At 45.2% G+C, this 15,137-nt stretch carries 11 protein-coding genes; 6 read left to right on the plus strand and 5 right to left on the minus strand.

Annotated features, from left to right (window positions below):
- Positions 1-148: 148 nt before the first annotated feature.
- Positions 149-1,525, plus strand: a complete 1,377-nt coding sequence (locus ACLWOR_RS15560) for a hypothetical protein (RefSeq protein WP_413941698.1) — start codon at positions 149-151, stop codon at positions 1,523-1,525.
- Here the strand turns inward: ACLWOR_RS15560 and ACLWOR_RS15565 are convergent.
- The 4 genes from ACLWOR_RS15565 to ACLWOR_RS15580 form a co-directional block, all read right to left on the minus strand.
- Entirely contained in the window at positions 1,480-3,699 is a 2,220-nt protein-coding gene (locus tag ACLWOR_RS15565; protein ID WP_413941699.1) for a hypothetical protein, read from the minus strand. The two genes, ACLWOR_RS15560 and ACLWOR_RS15565, sit on opposite strands and share 46 nt — an antisense overlap.
- Before the next feature lie 3 nt (positions 3,700-3,702).
- Positions 3,703-4,818, minus strand: coding sequence for a molecular chaperone DnaJ (gene dnaJ, locus ACLWOR_RS15570; RefSeq protein ID WP_413941700.1), 1,116 nt, complete (start codon positions 4,816-4,818; stop codon positions 3,703-3,705).
- Positions 4,819-4,888: 70 nt separating this feature from the next.
- On the minus strand, positions 4,889-5,560 hold the full coding sequence (locus ACLWOR_RS15575) for a tetratricopeptide repeat protein (RefSeq protein ID WP_413941701.1): 672 nt from the start codon (positions 5,558-5,560) through the stop codon (positions 4,889-4,891).
- Positions 5,561-5,567: 7 nt separating this feature from the next.
- Positions 5,568-6,140 carry a type IV pilin protein gene (locus ACLWOR_RS15580; protein ID WP_413941702.1) on the minus strand — a complete coding sequence of 191 codons (573 nt, stop codon included), beginning with the start codon at positions 6,138-6,140 and terminating at the stop codon, positions 5,568-5,570.
- A gap of 688 nt (positions 6,141-6,828) precedes the next feature.
- Here ACLWOR_RS15580 and clpS point away from each other — a divergent pair.
- From clpS to ACLWOR_RS15605, 5 genes are all read left to right on the plus strand, one after another.
- Positions 6,829-7,176 (plus strand): ATP-dependent Clp protease adapter ClpS, encoded by a 348-nt coding sequence (clpS, locus tag ACLWOR_RS15585; RefSeq protein ID WP_413941703.1) that lies wholly within the window; start codon positions 6,829-6,831, stop codon positions 7,174-7,176.
- The gene (gene clpA / locus ACLWOR_RS15590; protein WP_413941704.1) at positions 7,173-9,503 is read left to right on the plus strand and encodes an ATP-dependent Clp protease ATP-binding subunit ClpA; all 2,331 of its coding nucleotides are present in this window, start codon (positions 7,173-7,175) and stop codon (positions 9,501-9,503) included. Before clpS ends, clpA begins: the two co-directional genes overlap by 4 nt.
- Positions 9,504-9,724: 221 nt before the next feature.
- Entirely contained in the window at positions 9,725-10,621 is an 897-nt protein-coding gene (htpX, locus tag ACLWOR_RS15595) for a protease HtpX (RefSeq protein WP_413941705.1), read from the plus strand.
- A gap of 99 nt (positions 10,622-10,720) precedes the next feature.
- Positions 10,721-12,883: a transglycosylase SLT domain-containing protein gene (locus ACLWOR_RS15600; protein WP_413941706.1), complete on the plus strand. Its 2,163-nt coding sequence runs from the start codon at positions 10,721-10,723 to the stop codon at positions 12,881-12,883.
- Between the two features lie 110 nt (positions 12,884-12,993).
- Complete coding sequence (locus tag ACLWOR_RS15605; RefSeq protein ID WP_413941707.1) at positions 12,994-14,349, plus strand: S8 family peptidase; 1,356 nt, start codon at positions 12,994-12,996, stop codon at positions 14,347-14,349.
- A gap of 2 nt (positions 14,350-14,351) precedes the next feature.
- Here the strand turns inward: ACLWOR_RS15605 and ACLWOR_RS15610 are convergent, their stop codons facing one another.
- Positions 14,352-15,086: a hypothetical protein gene (locus tag ACLWOR_RS15610; RefSeq protein ID WP_413941709.1), complete on the minus strand. Its 735-nt coding sequence runs from the start codon at positions 15,084-15,086 to the stop codon at positions 14,352-14,354.
- Positions 15,087-15,137: the final 51 nt, after the last annotated feature.

Genomic DNA, 15,137 nt, shown 5'->3' on the forward strand with positions numbered 1-15,137 from the left:
GAGTTATTCTTTTACTCTGCGGCCGACGTTTTATCTTAATAAAAAATTTCTTCCAAAACAGAGCCTCTCGAATGAGGAATTGCGCGCCTATGTCGACACACACCTGCGCTTTATTCAAACGACCTTGCCGTCTTATACGACGTCCGAGATGCCAAAATTTTCGACTATTCCGTTTGATGCTTATACGGTTTCGGGCATTCAACAAAGTGATGTGAAGTACCCGCTGACGCTTCAAATTAATGCCAATGGTATCAGTCGTTATTTCATTCAAAAGCTGGAAAAGACCAAGGACTTTGAAGCGGACTATATTTTAAAAGCCATTGCCGCTGGCACCACAACTTCTTCTGATGAGGCCATAAAGGTGACCTACGAAGCACAGATCAACTTGATTTTGTGCGAAGATAAAGAGCGTCGCTTTTCCGACGTTGTCCACTTGCCAGCCGATCCATTTTTAGGATTGTGGTTTGTACCTGAAGAAAAACGCGTCACTCAATTTAATGAGGCGATTAAGGAAAATCAACAGATCACTCCTTGCGCGACAAGTGACTTTATTTACGATCATGATCCTTATTTTTATTGGTACTATTGGGCTTTAGATCACAAACAATGCCGCGAAAATTTAACTGCGGGATCGTTTTTGGAGTTCCCAGTTGAAAACAAAAAGCCTGTTTCATTAGAAACAAAAGAGCCTTTTGATCTTTCGTTTTTACGCAAAGTGGGATCTCGCCCGCTGCGTTTGACGGTGAACTTTACAATGATCGATGATGACTCGGCTTTTGTGCCCGAGCCTATTTCATCGGCGCTAGCTCCGCAGATTGATCAATTTTTGCAGGTCACTGAATTCGAAAAAGGTCGAGACGCCTTAGATGCATTTAAGCCTTATGACATTGCCTTGCGCTCGGGCTTGGTGTTTGCGTGGGCTCTAAAAAGCATGTCGGATCGTTTCGAGCTTAAACAAGTCGCACTTGAAAACATGCTGGTGCAGTGGAAAATTTTAGGTCGTCTGCGTGCAAGCCAGAAAGACTATGAGGTCTTTGTGACGATTGGCTCAGCGATGTCGGAAATGCCTTCTTATGAAAAGTTTTATGCGGCTTTAAATGATGGCATTGCTGCAAGTGATATTGTTTATTTTAGTGGACACTCCGGCGTTGGTAAAAACTTATCGGAAAATCGTATTCAAGACAAAGTGGTAAGTCTCTATAGTACTTTACCAGCGGAGCAAGTTCCGTCTCATCAGTTAGTGGTCTTGATGACCTGCTACTCCCTGCACTACTTCCCACTAAAAGGCTTTCCAATGCCATCTGGAAAAGCTTTTGAGCGCGATGTGCTTTATACAGCGTCGACACCTTCTGGATATGATTCGCGTATGCTGACGGGATTGGTTGAACAAATCGATCGCACTCTTGCTGGTGGTCGAACTGTCGCATTTGAACAGTGGCCACGCTATTACAACGGCGATGTTGTTTTATTCCACGAAAATCAAAGACACTCGGGCTCGACGGCCGCGCCTTCTGGCGAACGATAGAACTCATTAACCATCTGCGGGTAAACTTCATGGCCGTAGCGAAGCTCAACTGCGCGGCGGATGCCGTTTTGCTCAAGAATCGCACGATCAAGAGTATTGAGGCGCGGGACTTTTTGTGGGCGCGGGAGATTTCTTAAGAATGGACGGCATTTCAGATCAAAATCTTTTGCATGCAACTTATAGAAATAATCATAGTCAGCTGGATTGACGAAATCTTCTTTTGCTAATGGCGTGATAGCGCGCGGATTATCATAAGCATACACCTGCGGATAGGGCTCCAGCATAATATCAACGTAGCGGAAATGTTTTTGAATAGGCGCTAAAAACTCTTGAAGTGTCGCCATGTCTTTGACGGTGTTTTGATCAAAGTAAGTTTGATAAACTCCGTCTGCAGTGAGGCAAGATTTGGCGAAACCTACGAACTCATCGCTGTAGAGCTTGCTGGCATTAAAGCTTGAAGGGTATGTGGCCGTGTTAAAAATTAGATCGTAACTGTTTTTAGGGCAGGCACGCGCAAAACCAAAACCATCCTGAAGAATGAAGTTTACACCTGGTTTGTTTTGCAGATCACCATTGAGATCTTTTAGAATTGCCAAGTTATCAATCGCCACCGGCGCGATTTCAACCATGTCAGTTTCTTTAGAAATCGCCGCCACTCCCCATGCCGCTTGTCCACTCCCCACTCCGATAACGAGTGATTTTTCTAGAGGACGATCGAAATATTTTGCAGTGGAAAGTCCGACTAGAAATTCATCTCCCATCCAAATATCGTGAGAGAGATGTCCATCAATCAGATAAATTCGTCGCACGGGAAGTCCCATTGTTTTGCAATCTGCAAGCTCTTCTCGAACGCTTCGACTATAAAGCGCAACAGATGAAAGAGGACTCGAGAAAACCTGCACATCCGTGATCTTTTCACAGCTACGGAATTCAGGCTGAATGCGATTGAGGAAAAGACCTTCTTTTTGGTTTGTTTGAAATGCCGGGATTGCGAGCACCAGAATCGCGACCGAAGTAATTGTTGCGAACTTCGATTGTTTTTCAAGCCAAGCCCAAACAAGTGCACAGATGAGGGCAAGACCGATAAGGACGATAAAATATTCTCGCGTCCAGAAGTAGGATGCCATGAGGCCTGCGACTGCAAAACCGGCGATATTTCCAAAGCTCGCAAAGAGATTTAAAGTCCCACTTGCGACGTCGACTTCATAATGTTTTTGGATATCTTGAGTACGGGTGACAAATAATAAGCTTGAGAAAAAAACTGGAATCGTCAGGTAGAGCGAAAGAAGCAGTGAGACGAAGAAATAGCTGGTTATTTGGCCATTATTAAGTGTCGTGATTCCGATAATAAATTTCGGAAAAGTCCCTTGGATAAAAAGTGCGGCAGCACTCATTCCAGCAAAGCAAATCCATGTCGGAAGTGATTTAAGTTTTGAGCCGACAATCCCCGCTGCCGCCATCCAGAGAAACACGGCCAGAGACACGGAGGTTGCGTGCAAGCGATAAGCTTCATTTACGAGGACCTGAGTTTTTAGTGCCCACAAGACTAAGTAAAAACTGAGCAGCGATGCTGTCAAGATACTTGCGATTGTGACAAAGCGATCTTGTACGAACTTTGAAAGCGCTGGTGGATGTGAGGGGCCTCGCTCGACTTTGAAAATTTCTTTCTTCGTCAGAATGGCAATAACACTTCCTAAAATAATTTGAGTGATGGCGATAAATAAAACTGAACTCTGGACAGAACCTGCATTGACGAAGTACCACTCAAAACCCAAGAGGCCAAAAAGTGCACCGAAGTGATAGAGGCAATATACAAAGCCAAATTTCGCTTTTCGCAGATAGTAACTATAAAGTGGAATATGCGTACCCAGCGCTAATGCTGGGAGGAACAGAGCCGCGATCACAAGCGGTAGCGGAATAGCCTGTTCGTAAAATGGTCCGTGCAAAAGTGCATAGACTCCGAGTGAGAAAAGGCCTGCGCCTAATTCTATGAGATACAGATAACGACGAAAGTGATTTCCGAAATAACTGCCGAGTGCTGAGCCTAAGATAAACGTCAGCATCACCGAAATAAAAGTCGTGTAGAGGTCGCCAACGACCATCGACACGACTTTTTGATACACGACCTGGGAAGATAAATTAATAAGTCCCGAGATCAGTGCGAATAATATCATGATCTATTTTTTCCGTCCGAAAAAGCCACCGCCTTCGTCGCTCACTTTAAGATTGCGAAGCTTGGCGATTTCTTTAAGAAGTTTTTCTTCTTCTTTGCTAATCTTTTCTGGGAACTGCACATTCACGCGGAAGTAAATATCACCGCGACGATTACCACGAAGTGACGGCAAACCTTCACCTGGAAGTTTTACGTTGTCACCTGAGTGAGTTCCACGAGTGACTTCGAGTTCTGCTTTCCCAGTGACAGTTGGAACTTCAATTTCCGCACCTAAAAGCATTTGCACATAGGGTACTGAAAGTTCGGCAAAGAGGTCTTCTCCCCGACGTTCAAAATGAGGGTGCTGCTTGACGCGAATTTCAACATAGAGGTCGCCTGTTGGACCGTTGTTGTATCCACCTTCACCCTCACCTGCTACGCGCAGACGTGTTCCCGTATCGACTCCCGGAGGAATGTTCAAACGGATTTTACGGTGTTCGCCCACGCGACCTTTTCCTTTGCAGGATTTGCATGGGTTTTTAATCATCGTGCCTTGTCCCTGACATTGTGGGCACGTTGAAGCCATCGCAAAAAAACCTTGCGAGCGCACGACTTGGCCTGAGCCATTACACATCGTACAAGTCACTGGTTGAGAACCTTTTTCTGCACCCGTGCCTTTGCAATCGTCACAGGATTTTTCAGTATCAAATTCGATATCGCGTTCAACCCCAGAGATGACTTCTTTGAGTGTCACTTCGGTGATGTAGCGTAGATCCGAGCCACGACGAGATTCATTGCGGCTGCGACGTTGACGTGCGCCACCGCCCATTCCGCCACCAAAGAAATCACCGAAGATATCGCCAAAGTTTGCGAAAATATCTTCGACGTCTTGATAACCACCGCCTCCCCCGCCACCGCGGAAGGCATCGTGACCGAAGCGGTCGTACTGCGCTCGTTTTTGTGGATCACTCAAAATTTCATAAGCGCCAGCGGCTTCTTTGAATTTTTCCTCAGCTTCTTTATTTCCGGGATTTTTATCAGGATGGTATTGCATTGCGAGCTTGCGGTAGGCCTTTTTAATAGCATCCTGTTCCGCGTCACGAGCAACACCTAAAATTTCGTAGTAATCTCTTTGCGCCATATAAAACCAGTTTTGAGTATTTGTCCCACAATATGGTGACTCTTTGGCTGGCGTCAATGCTTCTAGACGATTACTTTCTCATTGATTCGATTTTTTTACGCAATCTCTCGATTATAAGTGGGTCTTGCTTAGATTCAGTCATTTCTCTCAGGAGAGCTTCAGCTAACTCGACATTTCCAGAATCGGAATATAGGCGCCCGGCCAGGGCATAAACAAATGGCGGCCCACCATTCTGCCCCGTCTGAATAAGAAGCTCCGCGGCTCGTTTTTTATCGTTAAGCTCATATAAATAGTGATAGGCGGCCCTATAGGAAATTGTCCAATCATTCGGAAATGCACGAACTCCCTTATCAAAAATCTTCGTCGCACCGTCAATATCAGTGATAATAACCGTCAATGCCAACCCGCCTGCAGCGTAAGGAATGCGGAAATTCGGAGATAAGTCGGTGATTGTATCAAGCATTTTAAAGAGCCAGGAATTATTAATGCAGATATTTTTTCCAATTGCTTGATCGCAGTAATCGAAATCTTGAACTGCTCGAATCCACAAAGAGTCAGCAATAACTTCTTGATACCCGAAAGCGAAACGACTCAATTGAGGTGGCGGGGCGATGAGATCTCGCACCACTGTGCTCGGGTCTGGCTTTGCAAGCTGCGTAAAAGTCAGCAACATCAAAGCACAAATCCCAAGCAAGATGCTTGGGATTTGTTTAAAACTAGAACTATATAATTGATCTCTCACGATCGAACTATCTGATACCATCCTGAGTATTTCTTAGCTCTTTATTGTTATCCATTGTCCAGATATCGTCCGCGCCAGATGAGTTGCTGATACGAGCAATCGCAGCAGCAGTAAAGGCAGTGATTGATACAGTTCCGGCTGCAGGCACCGCAGGAACAACAGCATTTGTCGCACCGTTCAGCACTGTACAACCTACCGCTGGAGCAATAACCCCAGTAGTACCGCAATATGCACCAGTCGTTCTAACGTTACCAGGAGCTACTGGAGTTGTATTGTAACCATTCGCAACCCCTGCTTCTGATGTAATAGTAGTGAAGCCTACGTTATAGCGAAGTTTACCTTCCGGCGAATAACCGATAGCACCAAACATCCCGTGATAAGCAGTGTACTCCGCATAAAATGCTTTTTCTGAAGTATAAATCGAAGATAGATTTGTCTTCGCTTCAGATTGACGAGCTTTTGCTAGATATTTGTTAATAGATGGTACGGCGATAGACGCCAATACCCCGATGATCGCAACAACAACCATCAATTCAACGAGCGAGAAACCACTCTGAGACGTGCGTGATTTGTGATTCATTTGAAGACCTCCATATGTCTTTTAAAAATAGAAACATGCCGTTCCACATTAGTGTGTCAAAAGTAAATTCTATTTGCAATAGCCCGTCTCGGATCGAGACTACAAACTGCAGACCATTGAGTCCAATAATGAATGTGTATAAGGTGAGACGATTCCTTTTTACTAAACATAATTCGCTGATTCAACTAGGCGAAAATATTGAAACCGAGGTCGATCAAAAAATTTTGACCGACATGTCTCGAATGACCGCTCGCTCTTTATGCCGATTTTTTTTAATTTTGTAATAAAAAATCAAAAGTAAAAAATTGCCGCAAAAAAGCGGCGAGAGGTCGAGTTTTTTTGACCTCATTACCACATTTGTTAGACGTAATTCTTTCGGTTCAATTCCACTTAAATTCTGACCGCTTGCTCTTACTGCTTAATGCCCATCGCCATCTCGATGTGCCTGCATTTCATCCAAGTCGTCACGAGCCAACCTCATCCCAGCGAAACAAAACTCGAACAACCCTATGCTCTGTCCTGCAAGTAAATTATGCCCCCCATGCGATAGATCACAAACAAATAATAATCTATTTACAGCGCGCGCTCTGGACAATTAGACCGCGACATTCAACTAGCTTTTCTTCCCGCGCTAGACTTGCCATCGACGAAAGAGTGATCAAATTAAATCGTGAGGTAGAATAAAAGCATGGGTAACAACAACGATAACAATAATAATTATCCATTTTCTACTCCAGAGGGCGAAGGCGATGCTTCGGTCCAGCTGGTTCCGAAAATAGATACTCCAAAGATGTACAAAGTTATTCTTCTCAACGATGACTACACCCCGATGGACTTCGTAGTTCTTGTATTGCGTCGTTTTTTCGCAAAAACAGAAGAACAGGCGACTGAAATCATGTTAGATGTACATAAGAAGGGTGCAGGTGTCGCCGGGGTCTTCAGTCTTGAGATTGCCGAGATGAAGGTGATGCAGGTTAATCAATTCGCGCAACTCAATCAATTCCCCCTAAAAAGCACTCTGGAGGAGGACACATGATGAGCCGAGAACTTGAGCGTAAGCTCGCAGAAGCTACTGAAGTAGCAAAACGCCATCGTCATGAGTTCGTGACTTTGGAACATATCCTTCTTGTCCTCACAGAATCTCCCGTGATGGTGGAAATACTTGAAGCGTGTGCGGTCAACGTGCAACGCCTTCGTCAAGATTTGAAAGATCACCTGAAAGCCGGGATTCCTGCGATCACAGATGAACAACTGACTTCCTATGGCGGATTCGAATCGTGGACTCCTGAGTTCACCCTCGCCTGCCATCGTTTGATTCAACGAGCCGCTATTCAAATGAAAAGTGCCGGCCGCAATCAAATCAGTGAAGGAAGCTTGCTGGTGTCTTTGTTCTATGAACAAGACTCTCACGCGGCCTTTGCTCTGTCGAAGCAAGGACTCACGCAGTTTGATATCATTAACTATATCTCTCACGGCATTACCAAAGATGGGAAAGAGCACGACATCCCATCTGCGGGATCACGCAGTACGGAATTTCAAGGCACGGAGGCTTTCGAAGAAAATCGCGGCTCCCCTCTTGAAAGTTTCTGCGTCAATCTGAATGAAAAAGCCAAACAAGGGAAACTGGATCCACTCATCGGTCGCGAAGATGTAATCGAACGAACAGTTCAAGTCCTTTGCCGTCGTACGAAAAACAATCCACTTTTGATTGGTGAACCGGGTGTTGGTAAAACAGCGATCGCTGAGGGCCTTGCTCAAAGAATCGTCTCTGGCAAAGTCCCGGAAAGACTTAAATCAGCTGTGATCTATTCCCTAGATCTTGGTGGTTTGCTTGCCGGAACAAAATTCCGTGGTGATTTTGAAGGCCGACTAAAAGCTGTCGTCAAAGAAATCGGCAAACGACCGAATGCGATTTTATTTATCGACGAAATTCACACCATTGTGGGCGCGGGAGCGACAAGTGGCGGTTCGATGGATGCATCAAATCTCCTTAAACCTGCATTGGCGAATGGTGATATCAGCTGTATCGGCTCTACTACTCACAACGAATACCGCCAATACTTTGAAAAAGATCGGGCCCTCAACCGTCGTTTTCAAAAAATCGATGTGAATGAGCCATCAAATGAAGATTGCATTAATATCCTTAAAGGACTTCGCAAAAACTACGAAGACTTCCATCGCGTGTCGTACACAGATGAAGCCCTCCGTGGTGCTGTTGAGTTGTCGCAAAAACATATTCACGGAAAACTGCTTCCAGATAAAGCTATCGACGTTCTTGATGAAGCTGGGGCCCACTTCCGTTTGAAAACAGATTCAGCAGACACAATAAAAATTGATCTGCCAGAAGTTGAAGAAACAATTGCGAAAATGACAGGGCTTCCTGTCGCAAGTATTTCTTCAAGCGAAAAAACTCAGCTTCGCGATTTAGATAAAAAACTAAAAGCTTTAATCTTTGGTCAAGACGATGCTATCGATCGTCTCGTGGCAAGCATCAAGTTTGCTCGCTCAGGGTTAGGTCGTCCGAACAAACCAATCGGTAGCTTCCTTTTCACCGGCCCGACAGGTGTCGGTAAAACTGAAGTCTGTCGTCAACTCGCAAACATCATGGGTGTTCACTTTGAACGCTTTGATATGAGTGAGTACATGGAAAAACACGCAGTTGCTCGTATGGTCGGGGCCCCTCCGGGATACGTCGGCTACGAAGAAGGTGGTTTGCTCACAGAAGCTGTGACAAAACATCCTTATTGTGTGCTGTTACTTGACGAGATTGAAAAAGCCCATCCAGACATCACCAACATCTTGTTGCAAGTGATGGATGCGGGCCGCCTCACCGACAGTAATGGGCGCGTGGCTGACTTTAAAAACGTGGTCTTGGTACTTACATCAAATGCCGGAGCCCTTGAAACCTCGCGCGGTACAATTGGTTTAATCGAGGAAACTCGCAGCGGACTTTCGATGGAAGCGATTAAGAAAGCGTTTGCTCCAGAGTTTATCAACCGTTTGGATGCAGTTGTGTCATTCAAAGATCTTTCAGATGACATGGTCGTCAAGATCACGCAAAAATTCGTGGACGAGTTGAAAATGACTCTACTCACGAAAAAAGTTGAATTGAATGTCTCGCAAGATGTGATCCGTTGGTTGATGAAAAAGGGTTATGACAAAGTCTACGGAGCTCGCCCTCTTGCTCGCTGCGTAGATGAACATCTGAAAAAAGCTCTGGTTGATGAATTGTTGTTCGGCCGCCTTATAGACGGAGGACGTGTCAATGTGGAACTCGAAAAAGACATCTTGAAGTTCCAATTTAGCACCACTCCTAATAGTGGCACTGGGCAAAAGAATCAGAAGCAACCCGTCACGACCTGATAGAATTGACATTTATTAAATCGAACACACAATAGGAGTTGAGCAGCAAATGCCAGCTCCTTTTGTGTTTTTAGGGCTCTTTTACAGAGGGCATTTCTCGCGATAATAACTTCTTCGCTTTTTTCAATGAAGTCGGAGAAACTTGCGAAATACCCGAGTTGGGAGTACAAATAGACGAAGGAGCAAACTTATGAGTTTGCACATTGTTAGGAGATAAAAATATGGCCTTTTTAAAACGCATCGGGCTTTTCGTTCTGACCAACGTTCTTGTCATGGTGACAATCGGTATCGTGTGGTCTCTCGTCAGCCACTTCCTCAAATTGGGTGGACTTAATTCCTACATCCCATTCTTGATGGCGTTCTGTCTTGTTTGGGGTATGGGTGGTGCTTTCATTTCTCTATTCATGTCAAAATGGATGGCGAAAATGTTCCATGGCGTTCAGATCATCGAACCAAATAACCAAAATCCAGAGCTTCGTGCCTTGGTTAACAAAGTTCATGATTTTGCTCGTCGTGCTCAACTTCCAAAAATGCCGGAAGTGGGTATCTACGAATCTCAAGACATTAACGCCTTTGCTACTGGACCTTCAAAATCCCGTTCACTCGTAGCGGTATCGACAGGTCTTTTGCAGAGAATGAATGAAAAAGAGATCGACGGTGTACTTGCCCATGAGGTTGCGCATATCGCGAACGGCGACATGGTTACTATGACTTTGATCCAAGGTATCGTGAATGCTTTTGCGATGTTCTTCTCACGCATCTTGGCGGGCCTTGTGGCTTCCAACGTCGAAGAGCGTTATCGCGAAATCGTCAGATTCGCTGTAACGATCCTAGGCGATATCGCTTTCACATTGCTCGGTTCAATTGTCGTGAACTACTTCTCTCGCCGTCGTGAGTTCCGCGCTGACGCTGGTGGTGCGAAATACGCGTCTCGCGAGAGCATGGTGGCAGCATTGCAAAAACTTCGTGCTGTGTATGACCTTCCAATCCCTGCTGAGCAAGGGGCGACTGCGACTTTGATGATTTCAAATCGCGACAAAGAAGGTTTACTCGCTTCATTGTTCAGAACGCATCCGCCACTCACAGAGCGTATCGAAGCTCTTCAGCGCGGACGCTAAGAATCAAATTACCGAAATATTTCGCTGCGGACGGGCCACAAGGCCCGTCTTTCTTTTTCAGGGTTGCTCATACACACTATAAGTTTTAAACTCTTCCCCATGCGACGACTGCTGATTTCTTTCTCATTTTTCTCGACCGTCATGGGCTGCACGACAACCTCACATAAGGACACGCGATTTGACTCTCGCCTGACTCCACCATTAGCTTCTTTTCAAGCAAAATGGAAAAATGCATCTGTAGCGGAACTGCAAACTCTGACTCCTGGTTCACGCGAAGAAAATATCTTCTGGTGGAAAAGTTATCTTTTAGGCCAAGCACTGAAAGAAAAAAGCCCCGCAGAAGCTTGTGCGCAGTTTAAACCGCTTGCCTTAGCAACGGAATTTCCGCTCAACGATTTAGCATTGCTACGCGCCTATGAAGTCTGCCCTGCGAGCGAAAAACTACCGGCCCTTCCACCAACTGTAGCACCGTGGTACAAAGAACTGTTCGTCAATATCAAGCTCAAAGAAGCCATTGAAAATAAAGACGATGCGGCAAAACTTGAAGCTTTGATCGACAAAGCTCAATTGAACGACAACAAAAAAGAAAAAGAAGAACTTTATCTTCAAGCTTTGGCGTTGGCAGAAAAATCTGCAAAACCTGAAGACATCACTCGCGTCAAAACAGCACTCTACAAAAACTCTCCTCGCTTGAATCCGGAGCCAACTCCAAAAGACTGGAGTGCGATTGCAATGGACTATCGCTATCACCGTGAGTTTGACAAGGCTCTGGAGACTTACAAAAAAATCCTGGCTGAAAAAAATGTGACGCCTGAAGAAAGCTTTAACGCTCTCAAAAATATTCGCCAAACCAACAAAGTTGCCCAACGTCGCACGGATTACATCAACTCCACTGCTGATCTTGTAAATAAAGCAAAAGCTGACTTCCAAAAAAACAAAAAAGATCGCAAAGCCATTGCTCGCTATCACGATGCACAGATTCTTTTTGCCCGTACACTTTGGACAGAAGATCAAACAAGTCGCGCGGTTCAAGTTTTAAATGAAACTCACCGTCTACTTCGCGGTCTTTACCCTATGGATGAGGTGTATTTCATCCTCGGTCGTATTGACGAAGAAAAAGGAAATTTCGCGAAGGCTCTTGAGTACTTTGAAGCAAGCTACACACAACCCATTAGCCAAGCGGGCCTGAAAGATAAAGTCACATGGCTTAAATCTTGGAACTACTACAAGCTTGAAAAATGGCCTGAAGCGAAACAAAGCTTTGAGCAAATGCGTGAGCTGAACAAAGAGCCTTCTGATAAAGCGCGCGCTCGCTTCTGGCTTGCTCGCAGTTACGACAAACTCGGCGATAAAACGTCTCGCGATACAGAACTAAAAGCCCTGATCCAAGAAGATCCTCTCGGGTATTACGGAATGCTTGCGACTCGCGAAATGGGGACGACGTTTCCCGCGATTCAAACGCACCCAACTGAAGCTTTAAATTTAGACCTTTTCCAAGTCAGCGGCATGGCCCAACAAAACCGCTTGATGTTAGAGTGGTTGATTTCCGTAAACGAAAAAGGTTTCGCTGAAAAAGCACTGAATGCCGCCGTTGAGGATCTAAAAAAACAAAATATCTCGGATGAAACGACTTGGCTTGCGATCTCTTCTGCTTATGCGAGATCAGGCCTTTACCTACCACTGTTCTCTGCAATTGGTGGACTGAAACCAGAGGTAAAAGATCGTTTATTAAATGACCATCCCGATCTTCTATTCCCGCAACCTTATGCAGACATTATTAAGGCAGCGTCGGAAAAATCGGGAACTCCCCAAGAGTTTATCTTCTCCATCATCCGTCAAGAATCGGCGTTCAATCCCGAAGCGCGCAGTTCCGCAGATGCTTTTGGTTTGATGCAGCTTTTGCCAAGTATTGCGAAAGAACTCGCTCGCCGTTACAACTTGGAATACAAAGAAGCCCTTGATCTTAATAGACCCGAGATCAATATTCCACTTGGCGCTTATGAATTGAAATCTTTGATGGATAAATACGATCAGCAATTTATCTTGTCAGTTTCTGGCTACAACGCCAATGACAGCGCAATCCGCGGCTGGATGAAAACTCGCTTCCGCCCTGACCCGGTTGAGTTCATCGAAGAAGTCCCTTACGAAGAAACACGCACCTACATCAAACTTGTGATGCGCAACTATGTTTTCTATCGCAGACTTCTGAACCCACAAACACCCATTACTTTTCCAGAAGATCTTCTGAAACTTAAAAAATAATATATTTGCGGCTTTCCCCGGAAGGTACCTGTCTCGCTTTGAGACGGTATTCTTTGGACTCACTATATTTACCGCGATTCCGATAAGTACATGGAGAAGGGGGACTCTTCATGTTTTCTCGCAAATTGTGGATTACGGCGAGCTGCTGTGCTTTGCTATTTTTTGGTGCCCTTGGATTCTATGTCTACTCCACAGAATCAGGTCCTTCCCGTACCCAAAGTTCTACGAAAAAAGATTCCAATCGTCTTTTTGAAAACTCGGTTATCACTTCTCAAGTCGATAAGGTGATTGATGAGCCAAGTGCTCTCTTTAATGACCCGGCAATCAGCCAAGCTTGGGGACTTAAAAAATCCGATGCGGCTCGCGCTTGGTCTGTGACGCATGGAAGTCGCGATATCATCGTCGCGGTTATTGATACAGGTATTGATATCAAACACGAAGACCTTGCTGGAAATCTTTGGAAAAATCCTGGCGAGACAGGTCTTGATTCTAAAGGTCGCGACAAAGCGACGAACGGTATCGACGACGACGGCAATGGATTTGTGGATGATGTTTATGGTTGGAACTTTGTTCTGAACAATAACAAGCTTGACGACAACCACGGTCACGGAACTCATATCGCAGGTATCATTGGTGCCGAGGGCGGTAATAAAAAAGGTATTATCGGGATCTCGCCAGAAGTGAGCTTGATGATCCTTAAATATTACGACCCGAAAGTTCCTAACACAGATAACTTGAGAAACACAGTTGCAGCCATTCGCTACGCCGTAAAAATGGGGGCACACATTATCAATTACTCTGGTGGTGGCACGGAGTTCTCTCAAGACGAGCATGACGCTGTTGCGGAAGCAGAAAAGAAAGGCATTCTTTTTGTCGCAGCTGCGGGGAACGAGCGCTCAAACTCCGACCAACATCACTACTACCCGGCTGACTATAAATTGAAAAATATTATTTCTGTGACGGCTATCGATCCTTCAACACAAGTTTTGTCTTCATCAAACTATGGTGTTGAGACAGTCGACATCGCAGCTCCAGGACAAAATATTCTTTCAGCTCTTCCTGGAAATTCTTACGGATATATGACAGGAACTTCGCAAGCGACAGCGTTTGTGAGTGGCGCTGCTGCTCTGGTTCTCGCTACCAAAGAAGGTTTCAAAGCGGAAGACGTTAAAAAGTACATCCTCTCAACGGGTGATGCTCAAACAGAACTCGCTTCAAAAACCAGAACATCTCGTCAGTTGAATCTCTACAAAGCTCTGACAATCCTGGATCAGGGTGTATCAGCGACCGGCGTAAAAACCGTGAATGTGGATAGCATGGAAAAATTAGGAGCGGATCCTAATGAAAATATGGCAGGCAAAGCTGCCACTGAAATGAGCAGCTTTGGTCGTTCACTTATTGATGTCATGGGAAAATCAACAAAACCAAGTCGTCTGGGTATCAAAAACGACAACTTGGGCGAATAGATCTAGTCGACGAAATCAGACCAAGAAATACGGCCTCGGATCATCACAATCAACCCCGAGGTCATACAAGCCAAAGCGACACCCACTCCAATCAAGTTACGGTGTCCAAGATTCATCATACCAATTAAAATCATCAAAGCACTGAGACCGTAGGGACCCCAGTAGAAGTATTTGCGATTTCTCGTGATAAAACTCATGACTGGTTCAACGGAGTCTTTGTGCACAGGTTTTTGCGACAAACTCACCATCATCATACCTTGAATACGAGCGAGCATTTGATCACAAAGCTCATCCCCGCCTTGTGCTGCTTTTAGTTCTTCGTATTTAAGAACTGCGAACTTCAAAGCATCCAATTCACGACAGCTGCGAATAAAGTCATCGTGCAAATTCATATCCGTGAAATTCTCAAGCAAGCTCTTCCATTTACGAACAAGACTTGGTTGCGCACGCAAACTTGGATCTTGTGGCAAGCCTTCTAGGCGCTCAAACAAAACGTGACAAGAGTAGCACTCCTTTGAACGGCGACCATTCAAAGCACCGCACTTAGGACATGACTTCATCTCAGCATTGCCAGGCTCCACAGCCGAAACTGCAGCCGCATCAATTACTGACTCAGCGTGTTGATTTAACACTGTTTCAAAGGCCACAGAAGCTGCCGGAGCTTCCGGAGTGACAATATCCCCTGACGGAATCAAAAAGCTTAAAACATTTTGAGGATCGGCGGGAGGATACTCCATGCTGAAACGCGATTGACAGGAAACGCACTCAAATAGAGGCGCTTCATTGCG

This window comes from Bdellovibrio sp. HCB2-146, assembly GCF_047345725.1.
Lineage (GTDB): Bacteria > Bdellovibrionota > Bdellovibrionia > Bdellovibrionales > Bdellovibrionaceae > Bdellovibrio.